The sequence below is a fragment of the Enterovibrio calviensis DSM 14347 genome (assembly GCF_000621165.1).
GTDB lineage: Bacteria > Pseudomonadota > Gammaproteobacteria > Enterobacterales > Vibrionaceae > Enterovibrio > Enterovibrio calviensis.
The window spans coordinates 37517-61656 of the sequence record NZ_JHZA01000024.1; the positions used below are offsets into that span (position 1 = coordinate 37517).

Annotated in this window: 24 protein-coding genes; 13 read left to right on the forward strand and 11 right to left on the reverse strand. The window is 49.5% G+C overall.

Going from position 1 to position 24140, the window contains the following annotated elements; all coding sequences use genetic code 11:
• Positions 1–28: 28 nt before the first annotated feature.
• Positions 29–1129: a response regulator gene (locus Q365_RS0117390; protein WP_028024544.1), complete on the forward strand. Its 1101-nt coding sequence runs from the start codon at positions 29–31 to the stop codon at positions 1127–1129.
• A gap of 98 nt (positions 1130–1227) precedes the next feature.
• Here the strand turns inward: Q365_RS0117390 and Q365_RS0117395 are convergent, their stop codons facing one another.
• The 4 genes from Q365_RS0117395 to Q365_RS0117410 all read right to left on the reverse strand — a co-directional run bounded on the left by Q365_RS0117395 (position 1228) and on the right by Q365_RS0117410 (position 5108).
• Entirely contained in the window at positions 1228–1836 is a 609-nt protein-coding gene (locus Q365_RS0117395; RefSeq protein ID WP_211254266.1) for a LysE family translocator, read from the reverse strand.
• 145 nt (positions 1837–1981) lie between these two features.
• Positions 1982–3361, reverse strand: coding sequence for a TRAP transporter large permease (locus tag Q365_RS0117400; protein WP_028024546.1), 1380 nt, complete (start codon positions 3359–3361; stop codon positions 1982–1984).
• Entirely contained in the window at positions 3358–3924 is a 567-nt protein-coding gene (locus tag Q365_RS0117405; protein WP_028024547.1) for a TRAP transporter small permease subunit, read from the reverse strand. Before Q365_RS0117405 ends, Q365_RS0117400 begins: the two co-directional genes overlap by 4 nt.
• 74 nt (positions 3925–3998) lie before the next feature.
• On the reverse strand, positions 3999–5108 hold the full coding sequence (locus Q365_RS0117410; protein WP_028024548.1) for a TRAP transporter substrate-binding protein: 1110 nt from the start codon (positions 5106–5108) through the stop codon (positions 3999–4001).
• 627 nt (positions 5109–5735) lie between these two features.
• Between Q365_RS0117410 and metN the strand changes: the two genes are divergently transcribed.
• From metN to Q365_RS0117435, 5 genes are all read left to right on the forward strand, one after another.
• Positions 5736–6770, forward strand: a complete 1035-nt coding sequence (metN, locus tag Q365_RS0117415; protein ID WP_028024549.1) for a methionine ABC transporter ATP-binding protein MetN — start codon at positions 5736–5738, stop codon at positions 6768–6770.
• On the forward strand, positions 6760–7452 hold the full coding sequence (locus Q365_RS0117420) for a methionine ABC transporter permease (protein WP_028024550.1): 693 nt from the start codon (positions 6760–6762) through the stop codon (positions 7450–7452). Before metN ends, Q365_RS0117420 begins: the two co-directional genes overlap by 11 nt.
• A gap of 52 nt (positions 7453–7504) precedes the next feature.
• Entirely contained in the window at positions 7505–8317 is an 813-nt protein-coding gene (locus tag Q365_RS0117425) for a MetQ/NlpA family lipoprotein (protein ID WP_028024551.1), read from the forward strand.
• 167 nt (positions 8318–8484) lie between these two features.
• Positions 8485–9249 carry a sulfite exporter TauE/SafE family protein gene (locus Q365_RS0117430; protein WP_028024552.1) on the forward strand — a complete coding sequence of 255 codons (765 nt, stop codon included), beginning with the start codon at positions 8485–8487 and terminating at the stop codon, positions 9247–9249.
• Between the two features lie 2 nt (positions 9250–9251).
• Positions 9252–9527 (forward strand): SelT/SelW/SelH family protein, encoded by a 276-nt coding sequence (locus tag Q365_RS0117435; protein WP_028024553.1) that lies wholly within the window; start codon positions 9252–9254, stop codon positions 9525–9527.
• A 63-nt stretch (positions 9528–9590) separates the two neighbouring features.
• Here Q365_RS0117435 and Q365_RS0117440 read toward each other — a convergent pair whose 3' ends face one another.
• From Q365_RS0117440 to Q365_RS0117455, 4 genes are read right to left on the reverse strand one after another with little or no spacing between them, the layout of a single operon-like run.
• Positions 9591–9986, reverse strand: coding sequence for a CBS domain-containing protein (locus Q365_RS0117440; protein WP_028024554.1), 396 nt, complete (start codon positions 9984–9986; stop codon positions 9591–9593).
• Complete coding sequence (locus Q365_RS0117445; protein WP_028024555.1) at positions 9983–10333, reverse strand: P-II family nitrogen regulator; 351 nt, start codon at positions 10331–10333, stop codon at positions 9983–9985. Before Q365_RS0117445 ends, Q365_RS0117440 begins: the two co-directional genes overlap by 4 nt.
• Positions 10333–11139, reverse strand: coding sequence for a DUF1538 domain-containing protein (locus Q365_RS0117450; RefSeq protein WP_028024556.1), 807 nt, complete (start codon positions 11137–11139; stop codon positions 10333–10335). The genes Q365_RS0117445 and Q365_RS0117450 overlap by 1 nt, the downstream gene beginning before the upstream one ends.
• On the reverse strand, positions 11136–11870 hold the full coding sequence (locus Q365_RS0117455) for a DUF1538 domain-containing protein (RefSeq protein WP_028024557.1): 735 nt from the start codon (positions 11868–11870) through the stop codon (positions 11136–11138). The genes Q365_RS0117450 and Q365_RS0117455 overlap by 4 nt, the downstream gene beginning before the upstream one ends.
• A gap of 270 nt (positions 11871–12140) precedes the next feature.
• On the opposite strand from Q365_RS0117455, the gene Q365_RS0117460 reads away from it, so the two are divergent.
• Entirely contained in the window at positions 12141–13034 is an 894-nt protein-coding gene (locus Q365_RS0117460; protein WP_028024558.1) for a TIGR01777 family oxidoreductase, read from the forward strand.
• A gap of 174 nt (positions 13035–13208) precedes the next feature.
• Here Q365_RS0117460 and Q365_RS0117465 read toward each other — a convergent pair whose 3' ends face one another.
• The gene (locus Q365_RS0117465; RefSeq protein WP_028024559.1) at positions 13209–15629 is read right to left on the reverse strand and encodes an ABC transporter permease; all 2421 of its coding nucleotides are present in this window, start codon (positions 15627–15629) and stop codon (positions 13209–13211) included.
• Complete coding sequence (locus tag Q365_RS0117470) at positions 15626–16303, reverse strand: ABC transporter ATP-binding protein (RefSeq protein WP_028024560.1); 678 nt, start codon at positions 16301–16303, stop codon at positions 15626–15628. The genes Q365_RS0117465 and Q365_RS0117470 overlap by 4 nt, the downstream gene beginning before the upstream one ends.
• Here Q365_RS0117470 and Q365_RS0117475 point away from each other — a divergent pair.
• The 3 genes from Q365_RS0117475 (at position 16302) to Q365_RS0117485 (ending at position 19051) form a co-directional block, all read left to right on the forward strand.
• A complete protein-coding gene (locus Q365_RS0117475) occupies positions 16302–16910 on the forward strand; it encodes an arylesterase (RefSeq protein ID WP_028024561.1) in 609 nt (202 codons plus the stop codon). The genes Q365_RS0117470 and Q365_RS0117475 overlap by 2 nt on opposite strands.
• An 8-nt stretch (positions 16911–16918) precedes the next feature.
• Entirely contained in the window at positions 16919–17746 is an 828-nt protein-coding gene (locus tag Q365_RS0117480; RefSeq protein WP_028024562.1) for an SDR family oxidoreductase, read from the forward strand.
• A gap of 450 nt (positions 17747–18196) precedes the next feature.
• Complete coding sequence (locus tag Q365_RS0117485) at positions 18197–19051, forward strand: co-chaperone YbbN (protein WP_028024563.1); 855 nt, start codon at positions 18197–18199, stop codon at positions 19049–19051.
• 74 nt (positions 19052–19125) lie between these two features.
• Here the strand turns inward: Q365_RS0117485 and cueR are convergent, their stop codons facing one another.
• A complete protein-coding gene (gene cueR / locus Q365_RS0117490; protein WP_028024564.1) occupies positions 19126–19521 on the reverse strand; it encodes a Cu(I)-responsive transcriptional regulator in 396 nt (131 codons plus the stop codon).
• Between the two features lie 121 nt (positions 19522–19642).
• Between cueR and Q365_RS0117495 the strand changes: the two genes are divergently transcribed.
• The 3 genes from Q365_RS0117495 to Q365_RS0117505 all read left to right on the forward strand — a co-directional run bounded on the left by Q365_RS0117495 (position 19643) and on the right by Q365_RS0117505 (position 23913).
• On the forward strand, positions 19643–22405 hold the full coding sequence (locus Q365_RS0117495) for a cation transporter (RefSeq protein WP_028024565.1): 2763 nt from the start codon (positions 19643–19645) through the stop codon (positions 22403–22405).
• Between the two features lie 150 nt (positions 22406–22555).
• A complete protein-coding gene (locus tag Q365_RS0117500; protein WP_028024566.1) occupies positions 22556–22990 on the forward strand; it encodes a DUF411 domain-containing protein in 435 nt (144 codons plus the stop codon).
• 56 nt (positions 22991–23046) lie between these two features.
• Positions 23047–23913 carry a TraB/GumN family protein gene (locus tag Q365_RS0117505; RefSeq protein ID WP_028024567.1) on the forward strand — a complete coding sequence of 289 codons (867 nt, stop codon included), beginning with the start codon at positions 23047–23049 and terminating at the stop codon, positions 23911–23913.
• Positions 23914–24140 lie beyond the last annotated feature (227 nt).

Below are 24140 nucleotides of genomic sequence, written 5' to 3' on the forward strand. Positions count from 1 at the left end.
TAGTGAAAAGCGAATCAGGATCCCGTTGATGGAGTCACCGGAAAATAAACCGAACAAGCGAGCAACCGTCCTGGTCGTTGACGATACTCCCGAAAATTTAGTATTCGTCAGCGAAATGCTGAAAGACAGCTATGAAGTAAAAGCAGCGACGAATGGTCAAACTGCGCTCGCTATCGTGGAGAAATTCTCCATCGATCTTATTTTATTGGACGTCGTCATGCCCGGCATGGATGGCTATGAAGTGTGCCGCCAGATAAAAGGTAAGAAAAACGGGGGGGATATCCCGGTTATCTTCTTGACCTCGAAATCAAAATCCGAAGACCAAGAATACGGCTTCTCTGTTGGCGCAGCAGACTACATCAATAAACCGCTGAGCCCACCGATCACCATGGCGCGTATCAAAATCCATCTGGAAAACAAAGCGTCCAAAGATTTTCTTCACGACCAAAATGAATATCTTGAAGATGAAGTTCAGCGACGAGTGAAAGAGCTCAGCGTCATTCAAGATGTCACGATCAATGCGCTAGCAAGTCTCGCTGAAACCCGAGATCAAGAAACAGGTAATCACATTCTTCGTACGCAGTACTATGTGAAAATTCTTGCTGACCAACTCTATCTTCGTGGCAAATTCCCTGACATTGTCACCCCCGAATACATCACCATGGTATTCAAGACAGCGCCGCTGCATGACATTGGCAAAGTCGGTATTCCTGATGCCATTTTGCTCAAACCCGGCAAGCTGACGGCTGATGAATTTGAGATCATGAAAACCCACGCGAAATTGGGTTACGACGCCATCGTAAAAGCGGAAAAAGAAGTCGATGCGCACTATCCGTTCTTGAGCGCGGCGAAAGAGATTTCTTATGGCCACCACGAGAAGTGGGATGGTTCAGGGTATCCGCAGGGCTTGGTTGGCGAAGACATTCCGCTCAGCGCACGCCTTATGGCTGTGGCAGATGTTTTCGACGCGTTGGTGAGTAAGCGGGTGTACAAATCGGCGATGACCCACGATGAGGCGTTTGGGATCATCAGAGAAGGTAAAGGAACGCATTTTGACCCAATGCTGGTCGACTTGATGTTTGATATGAAAAACGAATTTATTAAAATCGCTGAAACCTACAAAGACTAATCAGCGGCTCATCTCGCCATTTATTCTTATTCTGTCAAAGCATTACCGCACCTTTTTCATTCACCATATAGATTAAAAAGTGCGGTAATCGAGACCATTTAGCCTATGGCTAACCAAACCCCAACGCCCATCATTAGCGTTCCTGCAATACGGTTCATCAAACGCACATTGCCGCTTTTCTGTAGAAAGTGGCGCAGCGTGCGACCGCCGCTCGCGTAAAGCAGCAAACAACCAAATTCCGTCATCAAAATAATCCCGATCAGCACAGCCAACTGTGGTGGCATTGCTAACTGAGGATTAATAAACGGCGGCAATAGTGACACCATGAACGCCCAACCTTTCGGGTTAGCTATCGCGGTCACAAAGCCTTGCATCGCCAATGACAAAGGAGAAGTGTTGGTGCTAACGGACAAATCATCAGGGATGGCCATCTTCCCTTTAGACAGCCACATTTGCACACCCAAGTAGAACAGGTATGCGCCACCCAAATACTTAAGTACCGAAAACAGGCTTGGGTAATTCAGCATGATGGCAGCCACGCCGACTACCGAGGCTAGCGACACCAAACCGACACCAATCAATTCACCCCACATCATATGCAGACTCTTACGAACGCCGATGCTCATTCCGAGCGTCATGGCAAACGTCATGCACATTCCCGGCGTGACCGAGACAAAGAAAAAGGTGGGAATAAAGACCGCTAACATGGCGAAATCAACAGCAGATGTCACGTCATCTCCAGACAAAAAGTGACTCAAAAGGAGCGTAGTAGAAACTGAGAGCGCACAGGCGTCAAGCGTAATTGTTGAGACAACAGAGCCTCCAGAATTTGGAGGCCCTCTTTACGTCTAATTAACCGTAGACAACATCAGGCAACCATGTCGCCAATGTTGGCCAATACGCGAGTAATGCCAGCATCACTAACTGAATCAATATAAAAGGGAGCACCCCGCGATAGATGTCCATGGTCGATATGGAATCTGGAGCAACACCTCGCAAGTAGAACAGCGAGAAGCCAAATGGCGGTGTCAGGAATGATGTCTGCAAGTTCAGCGCAATCATGATCCCAAGCCATACTGGGTCAACGCCCATTGTCAGCAGTATTGGCGCGACAATCGGGATAACGACGAAGGTGATCTCAATGAAGTCGAGGAAGAAGCCCAATAGGAACAGCACCAGCATCACGAGCAACATGGCACCGAATACACCGCCCGGCAGGCTCATCAAGAAATCGCGAACGATGTCATCACCGCCGAACCCACGGAACACTAACGCAAACAACGATGCGCCAATCAAGATCAAAAAGACCATGGCAGTGACTTCGGTGGTGCTTCTGAGCACGTCGCGCAATATCGACAGGCTAAACATGCGCTTGCTGACAGCCAGAATAATTGCACCTACCGAGCCGACAGATGCAGCTTCCGTCGGCGTTGCGATGCCACCAAGAATCGAGCCCAATACCAACACGATCAACAGCACTGGCGGGAACAAGACGGTGAGTACCTGCATCCACAATTCTTTGCTGACTTTTCGTTCTTCAGCAGGAATAGGCGGGACGCGGTGCGGCTGGGTAATCGCAATCACAATCAAATAAACGATGTACATGCCCACCAGCATAAAGCCCGGGATCAACGCTCCGAGAAAGAGATCACCCACAGTGACACTTTCTGGTGAGTAGATACCTTGGTCCAGCTGCGCTTGTTGATACGCCGAAGAAATTACATCTCCGAGCAATACCAGCACAATAGACGGCGGGATGATTTGGCCGAGCGTACCCGACGCACAAATGATGCCGGTAGATAGCTGTGGGCAGTATCCTCGTTTCATCATTGATGGCAGCGACAGCAAGCCCATGGTCACCACCGTAGCGCCGACAATACCGGTACTTGCCGCCAGCAACATGCCAACAATGGTCACGGAAATACCTAGGCCGCCGGCAAGCCCGCCAAACACTTGCCCCATGGTATCGAGCAAGTCTTCTGCTATACGAGATTTTTCAAGCATGACCCCCATGAAGATAAACAGAGGGATTGCCACCAATAGTTCGTTCGATAACGTGCCTTGAATACGGTTTGGAATGGCTTCTAGAAAAGCCGGATCAAACGTGCCTGTCACGCCGCCAATAAAGGCGAACAAAAGGGCTGAACCGCCTAGCGTAAAGGCCACTGGATAGCCAACGAGCAACACACCAAAGGTAAACAGGAAAAGGAACAGGGCGAGGAATTCACTCATAGTGCGTGCTCCTCATCATGTTCTTCAAGTTGTTTGGCTATATCTTGATGACCTGTAATGGTCAGCAACGATTTCAATGCTTCGGCAAAGCCTTGAATAATCACAAGTGCTGGCATCAGTAAGATGCTGGTTTTGAAAAGGTATTTGGCATCAACGCCACCCGCTTCTTGCGAGCCTTCCATGATCTGCCAAGACACGGAGACGTAGTCCCATGCGATGTAAAAAATGAAGCTGCATGTTGGAAGCAGCAAAAAGAGAAAGCCGAGCAAATCGACCCATGCCTTTTTCTTATCAGACATAGGGCGGTAAAAAATATCAACGCGAACATGAGCGCCTTTCAATAGGGCATAAGCCGCGCCGAGCATGATGACGTAGTTATGGAAATAAAGGACAGATTCTTGCAAAAACACCGATCCGGAATTGAGCACATAGCGCATGACTACCACCACAAAGGTAATAAGCACGATGGCTAAGACGAACCAGGAAACAATGCGTCCCGTCCAATCACTAAAACGGTTGATGCCCTTAATCAGAGCAATCAATTGGGGAGAGGCGGTATTCATAGAGCTACTCTAACAACAGCCTGTTGGCTAAATTTGGAAAGAAAAAGAGGCGATCTAAGATCGCCTCTTAAAGGTTATTGCGGGTTACGTGCGTTCAACATCGCTTGCTCAGAAATGGCATGCCAATCGATCGCTTGATCACGGAAGCCTTTGTAAGACTCGTAAACTTTCTTACTTATTTCATCGACTTGCGCTTGCTCTGCAACCACTTCATCAGACAGTATTTGAAGCTGTGAAAGCACTTCTTGCGGGTATGGACGTAAATCCACCTTGTGCTCGTTCACCAAGCTTTCCAGCGCTGCATTATTACGCGCCGTAAACTCAGCAATCATGTCAGCATTCGCAACACGCGTTGCCGCCAGAACAATAGATTGCAGATCTTTTGGCAACGCATCGAAGGCTTTTTTGTTGATCAGCGCTTCAAGCGTTGTACCTGGCTCGTGCCAACCTGGGTAGTAGTAGTATTTCGATGCTTTATGCAGACCGAATGCAAGGTCGTTGTATGGACCTACCCACTCTGTCGCGTCAATCGCACCGGATTGCAGTGATGGGAAAATTTCGCCACCCGGTAACAGAACAGGTGTACCGCCTGCGCGTTTCAGCACTTCGCCACCCAAACCTGGGATACGCATTTTCAGACCTTCAAGGTCACTGATGGTGTTGATTTCTTTATTAAACCAACCGCCCATTTGCACGCCAGTGTTACCAGCAGGCATTGGGATAATACCAAACGGTTCGTAGGCTTCAGCCCAAAGCTCAAGACCGCCACCGCTGTAGATCCAGCCGTTCATTTCTTGTGCAGTTAGACCAAACGGTACCGCCGCAAAGAACTGACCTGCTGGCGCTTTACCTTTCCAGTAGTAACCTGCACCGTGACCCAGTTCTGCTGTACCGCGAGACACGGCATCAAACACATCCAGTGCGCCAACAAGCTCACCCGCACCGTATACTTTCACGTCCAAACGCCCATCACTCATTTCAGTGATTAGCTCAGCAAGGTTGTTTGCCCCTGTGCCCAGCCCTGGGAAGTTTTTCGGCCAAGTCGTTACCATTTTCCAACTGATTTTTTCTTGTGCTGCTGGCTGCGCCTGCGCACTCGCTTCCTGCTTTTCTTCACCACAACCAGATAGCAACACACTGAGTGCCACTGCTGTTGCGGCAAGAAACGAACGACGTTTGTACATGAGAGTGATCTCCTTGCTTGGGAAAGGCGAAAGGTTTAGCAGAACCGAAGGTTTACATCTAAAAGTAGGTACTGCCTTACTAACACGACACTCATCAATCGCACTGATGAGTTAATGGTTTGTTGCAATAACTTTACCCATTATCGACGCAAGCAAGTAGTGAAAGGGCAAGGTTGTTTGAAGTTGGTCAAACAATGATCACCAGAAATCTAAACATCTGATTGATAACGCCCTCTGTGACCGACTGATAGCGTGCTACGCCAAGCTGACCGCACACATTAAAAGTGGGGCGAATCGAACGCTGCTCATGCCTCAGTACAAAAACCAAGCAGTCAGTTCACGAACACAAGAAATTTAATTACAAACCTCGCTGGTTTAGGTATTCCTATAGGCTCTCCTTGGTTCGTAGCCCTGCGAACCAAGGCTTATAGCGCAACACACCCTTTGTGACTCCCTCGATCAACATCCAAAAACCACTCAAACAACCGTATAGACGTCTAGCCGTAAAAATATCTATTGACTTGTCGCACGACTATAAATAGCATCAAATGCTACAACCAAGAACAAAAGCAACAACTATCACTAGCTTTTAACGATTATTTAACACGATTTTGTCCAGGATGGCTTATGATCGAAATTAGTCAGGTTAATAAAGAATTCAAACAGGGCGTGAAAACGATTCATGCTTTGCGTGATATTGACCTTCACATTCCAAGGGGCAGAATTTTTGGGGTTATCGGTGCGTCTGGCGCAGGTAAAAGTACCCTGATTCGGATTGTTAACCTGTTGGAACGCCCAACAAGTGGAAATGTGAACGTCGATGGCGTAGAACTCACCACCCTTTCAGCGTCTGAGCTGACACGTGAACGTCAGAAGATCGGCATGATCTTCCAGCACTTTAATCTTCTCTCTTCTCGCACCGTGTTTGATAACGTGGCTTTGCCGCTAGAACTGGCAGGAAAAGAAAGCGCACACATCCAACAAAGAGTCGCTGAGCTACTTGAGCTGGTTGGGCTAGAAGACAAACATAGCACCTACCCTGCCAATCTAAGTGGCGGACAAAAGCAACGCGTGGCCATTGCACGCGCACTCGCTAGCGAACCCAAGGTTCTGCTTTGTGACGAAGCCACCAGCGCGTTAGACCCAGCCACCACCCATTCGATTTTGAATCTGCTGCAAACCATTAATCAGAAGTTGGGTTTAACCATTTTGCTGATCACCCATGAAATGGATGTGGTGAAACGCATCTGTCATGAAGTGGCAATTATTGGCGACGGTAAATTGGTGGAGAAAGGCACAGTCGGCGATATTTTCGCTCATCCAAAAACCGAACTTGCCCGCGATTTCATTCGCGCTACGTTGAACCTGTCGATTCCACAAGATTACGCCGAGCGTCTTCAAGCAGAAAACACAGGGGATCTGCCGCCATTAGTTCGCCTCGAATTCACTGGCACCAGTGTGGATGCTCCGCTCGTGAGCCAAGTTTCGCGCATGTTCAATATCGATGTGAGCATTCTAAGCGCCGACATGGATTACGCTGGCGGAGTGAAATTCGGCCTGATGCTGGCAGAGTTTTTCGGCGATGCATCCGACGTGACTCGTGCATTGAATTATTTGAAAGAACACAACGTCAACATCGAGGTGCTTGGTTATGTCGCTTAGTATTGCTGCTGTTTCTGGCTGGTTTGCCGAAAACGAACGCCTCGTCAGCTTGTTGATTGATGCCCTCGGGCAAACCCTCACCATGGTGTTTGTCTCTGGTTTTATCGGCTTTGTATTTGGTATTCCATTGGGCGTATTGCTTCACCTTTCAAAGCCAAGAGGTTTGTTGGAAAACAAGCTACTTAATCGCGTCCTAGGGGCCGTGGTGAACATTGGTCGCTCTATCCCCTTCATCATTTTGCTGGTCGCCATCATTCCGTTTACTCGCCTTGTGGTGGGGAGCTCGATCGGCACGGCCGCGGCGATTGTGCCTTTGATTGTCGGTGCTATTCCTTTCATTGCTCGCCTTGTCGAAGGTGCACTGATTGAAGTGCCATCAGGCCTTGTGGAAGCCGCACAAGCCATGGGTGCCACCCCGCTGCAAATCATTCGTAAGGTTCTGCTACCAGAAGCCCTGCCGGGCATTGTGAACGGCGCGACAATCACCTTGGTGACGCTGGTGAGCTATTCCGCCATGGCGGGGGCTGTTGGTGGCGGTGGTTTGGGCGATGTCGGCATTCGTTACGGATACCAGCGTTTTGACGGCACTGTCATGATGATCACCATTGTCATGCTCGTCATACTGGTTCAACTGATCCAATCGGCAGGTGACTACTTCGTCAAACGTGTCGATCACAGATAAACATAGAAAATCAAAAAAATAATGGAAATTTAAGCTCATAGGAGATGCGCAAATGACTTTCAATCTTAAAAAAATCGCCACCGCTCTAGGTTTAGCGTCAGCACTAGTATTAACCGGCTGCGGTGAAGAAAAAGCCGTTGACCTGACGAAAGTAAAAATCGGTGTGATGGCGGGTGCAGAAGAGCAAGTGGCAGAAATCGCAGCTAAAGTTGCCAAAGAAAAGTACGACTTAGACGTTGAACTGGTGACGTTTACCGATTACGTTTCACCGAATGCCGCACTGGAAGAAGGCGCCATTGATGCCAATGCATTCCAGCACAAGCCTTACTTGGATCAGCAAATCACCGACCGTGGCTACAAGTTCACCATCGCAGGCAACACCTTGGTCTACCCAATTGCGGGTTACTCAAACACAGTGACCTCTGTTGACCAAATCCAAGATGGCGCACAAATCGCCGTGCCTAACGACCCAACGAACCTAGGCCGCTCTTTGATTCTTCTTGAAGAACAAGGCTTGCTGACGCTAAAAGACGGCGTGGGCCTGCAAGCGACAGTGCTAGATATCGTGGGCAACCCAAAGAACTTGGACATTGTTGAGCTAGAAGCGGCGCAACTTCCACGTTCTCTGGACGACGTAACACTGGCAATCATCAACAACACGTACGCATCGACCATCGGTCTTTCACAAGAAAAAGACGGTGTATTTGTCGAAGACAAAGAGTCTCCATATGTGAACCTGATTGTTGCTCGTACCGACAATGTTAAAGCGCAGAACGTGCAGCAATTCGTTGAAGCATACCAATCTGATGCGGTATTCAGCGCTGCAATGGACATCTTTGACGGTGGCGCAGTAAAAGGCTGGTAATCCTCCTTCCCTGCGATCCAACACCTAAGCCTGTGCTCGTCACAGGCTTTTCTTTTTACTCGCGCTGGCATCTGTCTAGCCCCCGTGGTATCAACACTCAATCACGGCATTTACACCGCCAACTAACTTCTTGTTATACCAACCGGATTGGTACTCATTGAGCGAATATGGATATTCTCGCAACTCTTGGCCTGTTTTTAGGCTCACTCATTGCTAATACATTGGCCTCTCTCGCTGGTGGGGGCGCAGGGCTGTTGCAATTGCCCCTTCTGCTGTTTCTCGGACTGACTTTCTCGGTGGCACTCGCCACACACAAAGTGGCATCGGTTGCCCTAGGTTTGGGTGCGGCAGTGAAGCACTTAAGAAGCGGAAACCTCGACCCCGCGCTCACCATCTATGTGGTGCTGGCTGGGGCTGCAGGCGTAATTGCTGGCGCTAACCTTATTTTATTCGTACCCGGCCCTTTGGCAGAAGCACTGCTGGGTGCGCTGATCATCGCGCTCGGCCTCTATTCCCGCATGCGGAAAACCCTAGGCCAAGAAGCAGAGCCTAAACATCGTGACACGATCGGCATGGTGATTGGCTGTTTAGGGTTAAGCATCATTGGCATACTCAATGGCTCACTAACCGCAGGCACAGGGCTTTTCGTTACCCTGTTTTTGGTACGATGGTTTGGTTTAGATTATAAACAGGCGGTGGCGCTTACCTTGGTCAGCGTGGGTATCTTTTGGAATGGATTAGGTGCGGTCACGCTGGCTGTCGCAGGGGCTGATATTTATTGGCCATGGATCCCCGCACTGCTGGCGGGCTCGCTGCTCGGCGGTTACTTGGGCGCATACATGGCCGACAAATACAGCAATCAATTGATCAAAGTCGCCTTTGAATGGCTCACTTTCTCCGTCGGGCTCAAATTACTTTGGAGCGCATGGTAAGAATGGACAAAATGAAGATTGATATATATTACTGCCGTCAGTGCAACTGGATGTTGCGTTCGGCATGGATGGCGCAAGAACTGCTTTCAACGTTTAGCGAAGAAATAGGTTGCCTAGCACTTCACCCTGATACAGGAGGACGTTTTGAGATCCACTGTAACGGTGAAGTTATATGGGAACGCAAGAAAGACGGCGGTTTTCCCGAAGCCAAAATTCTCAAACAGCGTGTTCGCGATGTGTTCGACCCGCAGCGCGATTTAGGTCATAACGATCGCTAAGCAAGCATGCTTACTTGATTCCTGATTGGCTGACTGGCTTATTTGCTGACGGCAAATGTTGGCCTAATCCGCCAAAATGCCGAACATGACAATGCTGTTATAGCTCACAACACCCAGTACCTTGCCGTTATCAATCACAGGGGCGCGGCTAATGCCGAATCGCTCAAACAGTCTGGCGCAATATTTCACGTTCATATCTGGCGGTACACCCAAGGCAGGTTTGGTCATAATCTCGTAGATATTGACGCGCTCAGGCGACTTGTTCTGTGACAGCACTTTTTTCGCGATATCGTTCATCAGCACCAAACCGTATTCATCATTCTCATCGCGCTTGTTTACCACCAGCGCTTTGATGTGCTTATCACGCGCAATACGAATGGCTTCCGCAACGGTAATTAGCCCATCAACCAAGGCGAAATCATCTTTCATTACGTCACCGACACGCTTCGTTATCTTCATAATTCATCCCCAATCACGTTACTCAGCTCTTGCACCTGATGCGCCACACCAACAGCATCTTCGATATCCAATTGCACCGCTATTCCTTTGCCAGACGTCGCGTCAAACTCCCCGACTTCATTGATGGTTTCGAGAATACTGCGGGCCAAATGCTCTTCCACCACAAACAGCAATACGTCTCTCTGCACGTCTAGGGTTAAGCCAAAGAACGTTTTTTGCTTGGTAAGTCCTTCACCTCGCGCATTGTTAATCACGGTCGCGCCTGTTGCTCCCGCATTTCTCGCCGCATCAAGCACCGCATCGGTTTTTGAGTCTTCGATGAAAGCGACAATCAGTTTGAATCGCATTATGGTTCCCTCGTTTCTTTTTGAGCCGATCCGCGCTTCGCCGACCATTCGGTTAACTGGGCGTACCCCATGACAGTAATCATCGGGAACAAGCTGGCAAACGCAATCAATCCAAACCCATCAATGAGTGGGCTTCTGCCTGGTACGGTCGATGCAAGACCAAGGCCAAGCGCCGTGACCAATGGCACCGTCACTGTTGATGTCGTCACGCCGCCTGAGTCATAGGCCAGTGGGACGATAAATTTTGGCGCGTAGAAAGTTTGAATCACCACCAACACGTAACCTGCAATGATGTAGTAATGAATAGGGTCGCCAGCGACAATGCGATAACACCCCAGAGCAATCCCCATCGACACGCCTAAAGCCACTGAGAATCGCAAACCATTCACACTGATAGCGCCACCAGACACTTGCGCCGCCTTAATCGCAACTGCAATCAAAGACGGTTCAGCAACCGTGGTACTGAAACCAATGGCAGCCGCAAACAAGTACACCCAATAGTAATGATGCCACTCAACAACACTGGGCATGACAGCACCTTCGCCATAGAGAAACTCTGGCGCAGTGAGCTGAATGGCCATGGATTCACCCAACGGGAACAAGGCCATCTCGAGCCCCATCAAAAACAAAGACAGCCCTAAAATAACGTAGGCGAAACCGAAAACGATTTTCTTTAGGTTGACCACAGGTTTGCGCAAAACCGCAAACTGAAAGCCGAAAATGATACAGACGATCGGAAATACATCCCTGACCGTCGAAAGCAAGGTGTCGAAAAAGGTGGGGATCAGTGAGGCAAATAACGTCATACCGCCACCATTCCGTAAACCATCACGAAAATCATCGGAGAGAGGGAGGCAAAGGCGATCAATCCGAAGCCATCAATCATCGGGTTGCGGCCTTTGATTACCGTGGCTAACCCGACGCCCAGAGCAGTAACCAGCGGCACTGTAATGGTTGAGGTAGTGACACCACCTGAGTCATAGGCGATGCCAATAATATAACGCGGAGCAATCATGGTCATGGCAACCACAAGCATGTAACCGCCGATGATAATGCGATGGATAGGCCAGCCTTTGAGTATGCGCAGTACGCCGAGCATGATGGCAAAGCCCACCGACAATGCCACCGTGATCCTAAGACCGTTGGCATAAGAAGATTGCGACTCTTCGTCCATCGAAATGATCCCGCCTTCTGCCGCTACTTCGGCGGCTTCTGCGGCAACAGCCGTCAACGCAGGTTCCGCAATGGTGGTGCCGAATCCGAGCAAAAAGGCAAAAACCATCAGCCAAAACACGCTGCCTTTCTTCGCCAGCGCGTGAGCCATTGATTCGCCAATGGGGAACAGACCCATTTCCAAACCAAACACAAAGAACGTCAGCCCCATCACCACCAGAACCAGTCCAACGACAATAGATATCCAGTCCGGCAACGGCTGTTGCAAGACAATAACCTGAAAAAAACCGATGACTAAGATGATGGGCAGCAAATCCTTCAAGCTTCCCAACATAGAGGTCAATAGTGCAGTAATTCCCTTCACACACTCTCCAAGCGAAAAGATTTGAGCCACGAGAAAGCCCAAACCACGAGTGGCAAACCAACAATAAAGACGGAGGCTTTGATAACCCCTCTCTATAACCCTGTTCCACTGTACAGAAATTTTCCATTCCACAATGTCTATAGGGTGATAAAGGTAACAAGGTTTTCTACAAAATCACTCTTGCTGGTAACTCTGAATTTGGTGAGATAGTGATCATTTAACCAATTGAATGCATACTCAATCTTATCGCTCATAGAAAGGACTAATCCCATGCATATTCTGGTTACCGGGGGCACAGGCTTAATTGGCCGCGCACTCGTTTCTCGATTGGATCACCATCAAGTGACGGTATTGACGCGATCACCTGAAAACGCCCAGAAGATATTGCCAAGCGATGTACGGTTTATCCGGGATTTGGATGAGTTGAGCGATTTCAATGACGTTGATGCCGTCATCAACCTCGCGGGAGAGCCCATCGTCGACAAACGCTGGAGCGAACAGCAAAAAGGCATCATTTGCTCAAGCCGCTGGGGGATCACTGAAAAGCTGGTTAAACGCATCCAATCAGCGGACACACCGCCTCACACCTTTATCAGTGGTTCTGCCGTGGGTTATTACAGCGACCAAGGCGATACGATCGTTGATGAGTCGCTGAAAGTCGATTCCACCGATTTTGCCCACGCCGTGTGTGCGAATTGGGAGAAGATTGCGAAGAGAGCGCAATCAGACAATACGCGAGTATGTCTTCTTCGTACGGGAATCGTTCTGAGTAAAGAGGGTGGCGCATTGAAGAAAATGCTATTGCCTTATCAGTTAGGTCTTGGTGGGCCTATCGGTGACGGCAGTCAGTATTTTCCTTGGATCCATATCAATGACATGGTGTCGGGCATACTATTTCTGCTCAATAATGAAAAGACGCAAGGCCCATTCAACCTGACTGCACCCAATCCGGCGACAAACAAAGCCTTCAGCAAAACATTGGCGGCAACGTTGAAGCGCCCTCACCTGCTTTTCACCCCCAAATTTGTCATTACGCTCATGTTGGGTGAAGCTGGACAATTGCTTCTGGAAGGCCAGCGCGCGGTGCCTCGTGCGCTTGAAGACAATGGATTCACTTTCGATTTCCCCGATCTCCCTTCGGCATTGGAAGACCTGCTGAGGTAACGCCATACCCGAACAACCTGAAGATGCACGATGAATACTGCATCTATGGGCCTCGTATCTATGGGCCTTGCATCTTCAGATTACTTGTTCAGATGACTTGGAGATACCATTCCCCACCGCCCAATAAAAAGGCACGTGAGTCACGTGCCTTTTAGTCTGTCAGTTCAACTACGCTTAGCGTTTGAGCGGTTCTAGCAAGCCTCGGATCATCCAAGCGACGGTCAAGAATACCAAGCCGACTGCCAGCGTCGGCAGCACTAACCACACTTCAGGGTGAAGACGAACAGGCAGTTCAACGCCCCATTTAAGCAATGCCGCCATAGCGAGTTCCGCACCACCCACGGCCATACAACCTGACACTAAAGCCATGATGCCGTATTCGGCCCACAAGGTGGTGTTAATACGCTTCTTACTGGCACCCAAGGTTCGGTAAAGCATGATCTCGCGTTGGCGCTCTGCCAGCGTGATCCGCAATAGCGTAAGTAGGAGTAACAACCCACTCACCACCGCCAAGCCCGCTAACACCGAGAGCGACAAGCTCACCTGGCTGAGAATGGCTTGAATACGGCTACTCATGGTGCGCAAGTCCAACAAGGTCACCGTCGGGTAATCACGACCGAGCCCATTCAGTATATCGCTCTGCGCTTGCTCTAACCGGAAGCTAATCAGCCAGTTTGCAGGCAGTGTTTCCACCAGCGCGGGGTCGAAGATAAAGTAGAAGTTTGGCTTCATGTTTCGCCATTCAACATCACGAATCGAATTAACGGTGGCAGTAAACTCCTGACTGTTGACGCTAAAGGTTAACTCGTCCCCCAAACGCAGCCCAAGCCGCTGAGCAATACCGTCTTCGACCGACACGCCACCTTCGCTAGGCCAACTGCCTTCCAGTAACTCATTGTGGCTCGGCAAGGTATCGCGCCATGTGAAGTTCAATTCACGACGAAGTGCTTCATCACGTTCTTCACGATTAGGCTCTAAATCGGCGTAGTTCTGACCATTTCGCCCAATCAGCCTGCCGCGAATAATCGGGTACGCTTCGGAGCGCTCAATGTTATTTTGGTCAATACGTGAGACGTAATCCCCTAACTCTTGCTTGGCTATATTCAATGCGAATACATTCGGCGCATTCGGCGGCAGAGTTTGTTGCCAATCTTCCAACAAATCTGTTCGCAACAGCCAAATGATCGACAACAACATGAACGAGGTCGCTAAGGCTCCGAGCTGCGCGCCACTAGAAGCGGGGTTACGAGTAATGCGGCTAAGAGCTAACTTAAAGGCAGGACGTTTCACACGCTTTTGAGCAAAACGCAATACCATCACGCCCAGCGCAGCGAGCAAACTCAGCATCAGCACCAAAGCGGCCAACACTAGCCACAACAAACGGTTATCGTAAGACCACGCCACCAACGCCAATATAGGAACTGCCGCAAGCAGCCAACTCCACGGATTTTTTCGCGCTCGCACTTTGTTTTGTGCTTGGAGCACGCTCATTGCTGGCGCTTCAACAAGGCGGATCAACGGAATACCCAATGCAGGTAACGCCACCAAAAACGCCACTATCGGGCCTAACACCCAAGGCAGGATCCCGTAGCTAGGCAACGGCGAAGGCAGCACATCGGCCAATGGCAAACGCAGTAAAAATTCAAGGCCAGCACCCACAGCAAGCCCTAGCACCGTTGCCATCAGCATCAGCATCAGCAACTGTCGTGATAGCCAGCGTCGAACCCATGTTCGCTGAGCACCTAAACTCTTCACCATCGCCAATGTTTGTGTTCGACTGTCCACGTAGTGCTGACAAGTCAACAGCAAGGTTGCCGCCGCCATGATGATCACCAGCACAACGGTTAGAGATAGGTATCCACGGCTGCGATCCAGCATGTCGCCAGTACGGTCGCCATCGTTTTCATCAATCCAACGTTGCCCTTCATCGAGCGCATAATTGGCCTTCACGGCAGCTAACTCACTGTCGTCGCCTCGGAAAAAATAGCGATAACTCACTCGGCTGCCCGGACGCACCACTCCTGAAGCTTCAACATCACTTTGGTGGATCAATGCCGCAGGCATTTGGCTGAACGGGTTAAACGACAACTCGGGCTCCGACACAATCATGCCCGAAACCGTCAGCGTGACATCACCCACGTCAACGGTGTCCCCGCGCTCAACCTCTAGGAGAGAGAACAAGCGTTCTTCGAGCCACAATTCTCCAGGTTGAACTTTGTCATGCATCTCAGCATCGCTTTGAAGCTCTAATGCACCGCGAAGTGGATAATTGCTTTCCACCGCCTTCACGCTGATCAGTTGCATGCCATTATCACTAAATGCCATGGTGCCAAAGCGCGTTTGATCCGATGACTCCGCGCCCGTTGCATCGAGTGTCGTCAGGATTTCTGGCGCGACCGGTTGGTTGCTTCGCAGCACTAAATCTGCCGCAAGCATGGTTCGCCCTTGTTGAGTCAGAACCGACTCAATGCGCCCCGCTAAAGCAGACAGCGCAAAGACACACGCAATAATCAGTGCCAGTGCCGCGACGACAGGCCAAAGCTGCCCATGAAATAATTCGCGCAACGCCCAGCGCCAAACCAGTGTTTTTCTCATGCAGCCTCCACCATCTCGCCCGCATTGATATGCAAGGTGCGATGGCAACGCTCCGCAAGAGCCGGATCATGCGTGACCAGAATGAGCGTTGTGCCATGATCGCGATTCAAGGAGAACAACAGATCAATCACGGTTGCCGCTGTATGTTGGTCAAGATTGCCGGTGGGTTCATCAGCAAACAGCACTCGCGGTTTCGTCATGAATGCACGCGCAATGGCAACACGCTGTTGTTCACCGCCTGAAAGCTGGGAAGGCAAATGGGTTTCTCGCCCTGTTAAGCCCACAGAAGCTAACAATGACATGCCTCGCTCTTCATCTTCGTCTTCACCACGAATGGTACAAGGAAGAAGCACGTTTTCTAACGCGGTGAGAGACGGCACGAGAAGGAAACTTTGAAAAACAAAACCAATCGATTCGGCGCGAAGCGCTGCTCGCGCATCGTCATCCAGTTGACTAAGAGGTTGGCCCAACAATTCGATTTCACCCGTGCTTGGTGTGTCTAACCCCGCCAGCAGTGTCATCAATGTCGATTTTCCTGCACCTGAAACCCCAACCAAAGCAATGCTTTCGCCTTGCTCGACCTGAAGCGAAACATCCTGCAGAATGGTCAGAGACTGCGTATTCGTCGTCACCGTTTTTGAAACATTACTGGCCCTGATCACTGGAGTTGTCATGATTCGCATCCTTTCTTTCTGTCTTTTAATTCTGAGTCAAAGCGCCGCGGCTCAGACGCTACTTGTGTTGGGTGACAGCCTGAGCGCGGGCTATCAGATGGCCATTGAAAAAAGCTGGCCGTCACTAATGGAACCAAAATTGGCTGATTCAAGCCCGATAGATCGTGTTATCAATGCCAGTATTTCTGGCGACACGAGTGGCAACAGCCTAGACCGTTTTCCTGCTCTGCTAGAGCAACATAACCCTGACTGGGTATTTATCGAACTCGGCGCAAATGATGGATTACGAGGCTTCCCACCCAATCAAATACGCAGTAACTTGGCAAAACTGATCAGTCTCAGTCAGGAAAATGGCGCCAACGTTGCCATTATGCAGATCCAGATCCCACCTAACTATGGTCAACGATACAGCAAGGCCTTTGCCGATATCTATCCAACACTAAGTAAAGATATGCAAATCCCACTCATTCCATTTTTTATGGAAAAAGTCGTACTCACTGACGGCTGGATGATGTCTGATGGTCTTCACCCGAAAGACATCGCCCAACCTTGGATCGCAGAATTCGTTACTGAACAACTGCTTCCTCATCTGAACAAACAAGGATAGTAAAAACAATGACAAAAACCGTTTTGGTGACAGGATGCTCAACCGGTATCGGCTACGTGTGCGCCCATGCATTGGCTAAAGAAGGCTTTGATGTGATTGCGTCATGCAGAAAAAGCGAAGACGTAGCAAGATTAAATGCTGAAGGTTTGCACTGCATTCAGCTTGATTTGGCCGATACCAGCAGCATTCTAGCGGCGGTAGAAAAGGTAAGAGAGCACACCGGTGGTAAATTGTTTGGGTTATTTAACAACGGCGCTTACGGTCAGCCCGGCGCATTGGAAGACCTTCCCACAGATGCCCTTCGGAAACAATTTGAAACCAATTTTTTTGGATGGCACACCCTGACGCAAGCCGTGATCCCCATGATGATGGAAAACGGCGCAGGGCGAATTGTACAAAACAGCTCAGTGTTAGGATTTATTGCCCTTAAATTCCGTGGCGCGTATAACGCCAGCAAATTCGCGGTTGAAGGTTGGACAGACACACTGCGACTCGAACTGGCAGACACTCCAATACAGATTAGCTTGATTGAACCTGGCCCTATCGAAAGTCGTTTTCGCGCCAATGCGCTGGATGCCTTTTTTCAAGCCATCAATATCAACAGCAGCCGCTTTGAAAGTGATTACCGCGCCCAGCAATCTCGCATGGAAAGCGAAAACTCCACCAACAAATACACGTTACCGTCTGAAGCGATTGTTGCACCGCTACTGCATGCGTTAACCGCACCAAGAGCGAAAATTCGCTACCGCGTGACGAAGCCAACGCACTACATGGCGCTATGCAAAAGACTGCTTCCATCGCGGATGCTCGACCGTATTTTGGCCAAAGGCGGTTAATTCTCGACTTGATCTCAAAAAAATGCATAAAAACAATTTAGTCAGGTTCATAGTTTTGTCATAAAGCCTTGGTAATCTCCTTGCTGTACCGTGAAACACCTGCCCCAACCTTCTACTTCGGTGTGATGTGTGTCGGATCAGGCCGTGAACGGGGACGAAAACAAAAACAATAATTCCCCTCAAGGAGCCGGACTATGTCCTTAAGTCAATTGAACTGGCTCTGTCTGAGTGTAACGCTGGCGATATTGCTTGTGTTCTAAGTCAGCGTTTCATATCGACAAACGCCAAGAGAGAGGCCACTGTTATCAGTGGCCTTTTTCGTTTCTCGCCAAACCTATCGACCAAATCTCTCAACTTTGCCATCAAGCACGAATTTCACTCTCTAATGCCTTGAATTTTCGGCGTCCTCCCCCCACCTTTACAGCATTACTCCTTTCATTGGGCGACACCATGCAACCAAATTATATTGTTGAACTTACCGAGCAAAACTTTCAGCAAGTGCTGGAGAACTCTGTAAGCACCCCTGTCTTAATACATTTTTGGGCGCAAATGAGCCCAGAAAGCACAGAGATCATTCCGGCTCTCGAAAAGTTAGCGCATGAATACGCGGGCGCTTTCACGCTGGCATTGCTCAATTGTGAACAACAACAAATGCTTGTGCAGCAATTTGGCGTTCGTGCATTGCCTACCCTTGCCTTGTTCAGCAACGGGCAACCGGTTGATGGCATTGCAGGCCCGCAAACTGAAGATACTGTGCGTGAAATGCTGACGCGTCATCTGCCTAGCCAAGATGAAATGGCATTCAAACATGCCCTCACACTGATTGCTGAAGGCAACCACACTGATGCATTGCAGCAACTTAAAACGCTAGAAGCAGCACTGAGTGAGGCGGGAGCCTTTAAGTTGGCGATGGCTGAATGCTTGGTAGAAACTCAGCAATACGACGCGGCAGAAGCCATCCTTGCGACCGTGCTGATGCAAGATCAAGATGCTCAATACAAGGCGCTCATCGCCAAAGTTGAACTGCACAAACAAGCGGCTGACACGCCAGAAATTCGCGAACTTCAAAATGCGTATGATGCAGACCCAGACAATGCGGATTTGGCTTATGAGTTGGCGATTCAATTCAGCCAAGTTAACCGCCAAGAAGAAGCACTCGAGTTACTCATTGGCTTGCTGCGCAAAGATCTTAACTGCGCCAATGGTGATGCAAAGAAAACCATGATGGATATTCTTGCTGCGCTCGGTCAAGGCAATGAAGTCGCCAGCCGTTACCGTCGTCAGCTGTATTCAATGCTCTACTAAGCGCTTAAAGAAATACAGACTACAAAAAAACGCCGTCAGGCGTTTTTTTGTTTCTGTTTGCCTCTATCCGCCGCCTAGCTTTCGTCCGATGACAAGGCCGCAATGATCGGACAGCATGAGCTCTCATCGCCAGGGCATGTGCTGGCTAAAGATTTGAGGGTTGCTTTCATCGCTTTCAGTTCAATGATTTTTTCATCAATCTCGGATATTTTATCCAACGCTTTCTGTTTTACATCGGCACTTCTGCGATTCGGGTTGCGCGACATATCCAGCAACGATTGACACTCATCTAGACTAAACCCAACCAATCTCGATCGCTTGATCATCTGAAGTTCATTGATGTGCCGCTCGCTGTAGACTCGGTATCCGTTATCACTGCGGTCCGGCTCGCTTATCACGCCCTTCTGTTCGTAGAATCGTATGGTCTTCGCTGTCAGCCCCGTTATACGGGCAACTTCATTAATCTTCATCAATTACACCCAATCTCACATTCATGCTTGACCTTACAGTTGATGGAAGGTTTATGCTCTACATTATGAACAATTCCTATGCCTGACTTCAAGTCACGAGAGGCAAAACAAGGTTAACGCAATGGCTGATACAGAAGCTCCAAACACAACCTCGCCAACCAAAGCGCAAGATCTGATCACGCTTCCCTTGTCTGGGTTAAATTGCATGAATTGTGCGCGTAAAGTGATGAAGGCAGTTAACGACATTGACGGCATCACATTCACCGATGCAGACAAAACCAGCCTGAAAATCAACAATGATGCGCCGATCAAGGACGTGATTGGCGCTGTTCAATCGCTGGGTTACCACGTCGGAAATTCAGTGACACTGCCACTTGCAGGCCTGAGCTGCGGTCGCTGTGTAGCAAAACTGGCGGCAGCCTTTGACGCATCCCCTGATGTCTATGATGTCGACGTTCGCAAAACAGAAGCCACCATCACCAGTGGGCTAGAGCGACATGACCTGGTTGCAATCGTTGAGCAGGCTGGTTATCAGGTTATCGATCCGGAAAACGTCACATCGGAGGCTGACAATGCAGGTCCCGCACCCTTGCAAAATAACGAAGCCAACGTGACGCAAGTACCTTCTGACAAGCACAAACCCAATGCGCCTTCGCTGCAATTGATTCTTTCAGGCATGACCTGCGCAAGCTGCGTCTCTTCGGTCGAAAGTGCTATCAAAAGCGTGGCTGGTGTGGATAGCGTGAACGTCAATCTGGCAGAGCGTACCGCACTGGTGTCCGGCGATGCTGACGTTGAGGTACTTATCAACGCCATTGAAAACGCAGGATATGGTGCTGAAGTGAGTGAGGATGAAACCACTCGCAGAGAACGACAAGCCGTTATGTTCGCGCAACAATTTGCTGAACACAAACGCCACACATGGCTAGCTTTGGGGCTAGGTGCTCCTCTGATGGCGTGGGGGTTATTCGGCGGTTCAATGACGGTAGACAGCACCAACAGTCAAATGGCATGGGGTGTTATTGCACTGCTGACGTTGGCGCTGCTTTGCACCGCGGGCAAGCATTTCTTTATCAATGCAACCAAAGCATTGCGACACCACAGAGCGACAATGGATACATTGGTCGCCTTAGGGACAGGTTCAGCATGGCTCTATTCGGTTGCCATTGTGATTGCACCCAGTCTATTCCCAGAACAAGCAAGACACGTCTACTTCGAAGCCACCGCGATGATTCTTGGCTTGGTAACTCTAGGTCATGCCATTGAAGCTAAAGCTCGCGCTTCAACGTCTAAAGCGCTTGATAGACTGCTAGACCTTCAACCTCAAAACGCGTTAGTTGTCGAAAATGGTCAAGAGCGCGAAGTCGCGTTGTCTGACGTTACCGCTGGCATGGTGCTTCGCATCAAGCCTGGGGCGAAAATCCCCGTGGATGGCGTCGTCGACAGCGGCGAAAGCTATGTGGATGAATCGATGTTGACTGGCGAGCCTCTGGCCGTCAGAAAGATCAGCGGAGACACGTTACATGCGGGCACGGTAAATCAAAACGGCAGTATCTTGTTCACCGCCACAGGCATTGGCAGCGACACCATGCTGTCGCGCATTATCCAGCTGGTTCGTCAGGCTCAGAGCAGCAAGCCCGCCTTGGCGCGAATGGCGGATACTGTCTCGTCAATATTCGTCCCAACCGTGATGATCATTGCGATTCTGACTGCGCTGGGTTGGTACAATTTTGGCCCCGACCCTAAGCTGAGCTTTATGCTTGTCACCGCCACCACGGTTCTGATCATCGCATGTCCTTGCGCATTAGGGCTTGCCACGCCGATGTCTGTCACCACCGGAGTGGGACGTGCCGCTGAACTTGGCGTATTAATTAAAGATGCAGAAGCCCTTCAGCATGCCGCTGGGGTTGATACTGTCGTGTTAGATAAAACCGGAACGCTGACAGAAGGCAAACCACAAGTTACCTCGTTGATCAGTATTGGTCTCGAAGACATTGATCTGCTTCAACTGGCCGCCAGCTTAGAACAAGGCTCTGAGCACCCATTAGCCAAGGCCGTGCTAGACGCAGCCAAAGAACAGTCATTGATTTTATCGGATATCGCGCAATTTGAAGGTATTCCCGGAAAAGGCCTACAAGCTCGCATCAACGACCGTACTTACTTACTCGGCAATGCGCGTTTAATGGAAGAAAAAGGCGTGAATGTCAGCGAAGCCAGTGACCACGCCAAGCAGCAAGCTCAGCGCGGAGAAACAGCGGTGTATCTCGCCTGTGGCACGCAGCTTCTGGGTTTAATTGGTATTAGCGACCCACTGCGTCATGACTCAGCCAGCGCCGTATCGCGCATGAAGAGTTTGGGCTACAAGGTCGTCATGCTGACTGGCGATCACCCCGATACAGCCAAAGCTATTGCTACCCTAGCGGGTATTGATGATGTCGTCGCAGGCGTACTGCCTGACGGTAAAGCGGATGTGATTAAACGCCTGCAATCAGAAGGGCGAAAGGTCGCCATGATAGGTGATGGTATCAACGACGCGCCTGCGCTCGCCAAAGCTGAAGTGGGCATCGCAATAGGAAGCGGCAGTGATGTCGCCATCGAAAGTGCCCAAATAACACTCATGCGTCATTCGATAGACGCAGCAACCGACGGACTGGCTTTATCCAAAGCGACACTCCGCAATATGAAAGAGAATCTGTTTGGTGCATTTATTTACAATTCTCTGGGTATTCCAATCGCGGCGGGTGTGTTATATCCCCTCACCGGCACGCTGATGAGCCCCGTTGTCGCTGGCGCAGCGATGGCACTGTCTTCTATCACCGTTGTCAGTAATGCAAATCGGCTTCGTTGGTTTAAACCCAAAAAAGGAGCACACCATGTGGGTTAATCTTATTGGTTTAGGTTTCATTGCGATGATTGTTTGGTGGTTTTGGTTCTCTGGAAATAAAAATTAACCGTTGCTGAACATTCTGATCGGTAACACGACAAAACAAACGTTAGAAACACGATAAATATTAGAAACATTGAGGAAGTTACAATGAAAATGCTACCTAAGTTCGCTGCTTTGTCCATCGCACTTCTTTCGACAGGCACCCTCGCTGCAACGGGCGTGACTTACAAATCCCCATATTGCGGATGCTGTGAAGAGTGGGTTGAACACATGGAAGAGAATGGCTTTGATATGGTGGTTGAAGATCACGTCAACATGAACCCAATCAAACAAAAGTTTGGCGTTAAGCCACAGCTAGCTTCTTGTCACACCACCGTGATTGATGGGTATGTTTTCGAAGGTCATATTCCTGCCAGCGACGTGAAGAAATTCCTCGCTGAAAAACCTAAACTAGCTGGCCTTGCGGTTCCAGGAATGCCGATGGGCTCACCAGGTATGGAATATGGCGATCAGAAAGACGCTTATGACGTTGTGGGCTTTTCTCACGTTGGCATGACCATGATTTATAACAGCCACAACTAAAGCTGACTTTTAGAACAAGAGCCTCCATACTGAATAACCACAGGTATGGAGGCTTAATGAAACGTTTCTTCCCCGCGCTATTTGCATTTTTCTTCGCGCAAGCCGTTACGGCAGAGCCTTTGGTGTGGCAAGCACAAAAAGGCGAACTCACTTATACCTTAATGGGTTCTATCCATTTGGGAAAACCAGATTTTTACCCGCTTCCTGATGTGATTGAATCGCGCTTTCGACAGGCTGATGCACTGTTCGTCGAAGCTGATGTGATCAACGATACGCAAGTCTCATTCCCCCAAGGAAAACCCACCAGCGAACTCGTCGACTCGGCACAACGAGATGAACTCGCCACCATCGCAAAAGAGTTGGGCTATAAAGAATCCATGTTACTGAACATGCCACCTTGGCAAACGGCCATGGTATTGCAACTGGCACAAAGCCAAACGCTAGAACTTCAACAAGCACTGGGCATTGACCTGCACTTTCTTTCTCGAACAAACAGCCTAGACATTCCCGTAAAGACCTTTGAAACGGTTCAAGAACAGATTGATTTGCTGGCTGGTTCTGGCGACCACGGCCTCGCTCTCTTGGACGATACGCTCACACACTGGGCGCTTTCCAAAGAGTTTATGCCCTGCCTGATAGAAGCATGGCACGTCGGTGATAATGAGAAAATGACGACGATTGTCGATGAAATGGGTGACGCGAGCGATTTCGAGCGAAAACTACTGGTCGACCGAAACATCAATTGGATAAAAGTGCTGACAGATCCCGCACAGGTGCAGAAGGGCAATTACGTGGTGATTGTAGGTGCACTGCACTTACCGGGGGAGGAAGGCTTGCTCACATTGCTAAACAAGGAAGGCTTTACTGTTACACAATTAAATAAAGGCCAAAAAGCAGGGTGTGAACTTCCTGAATTCCCTTAGCCTTTTTAAAGGTCGGCCTTAGCTGCCGACCACCACTTTGGTCACAATCATTGAGACGAAGAAAAGCAAAATAAACCAAATAATGAATGACTTGCGCATACGACTACCCTGCTAATGCTAACTTAATTCTTTAATGGCGGGTATTTTACCGCAAAGCGATGGTTGTAGCATTTCGAGTTTCGAAAAATCCCATTCCCAATCAACGAAAAAATCCTCTACATTTCTGC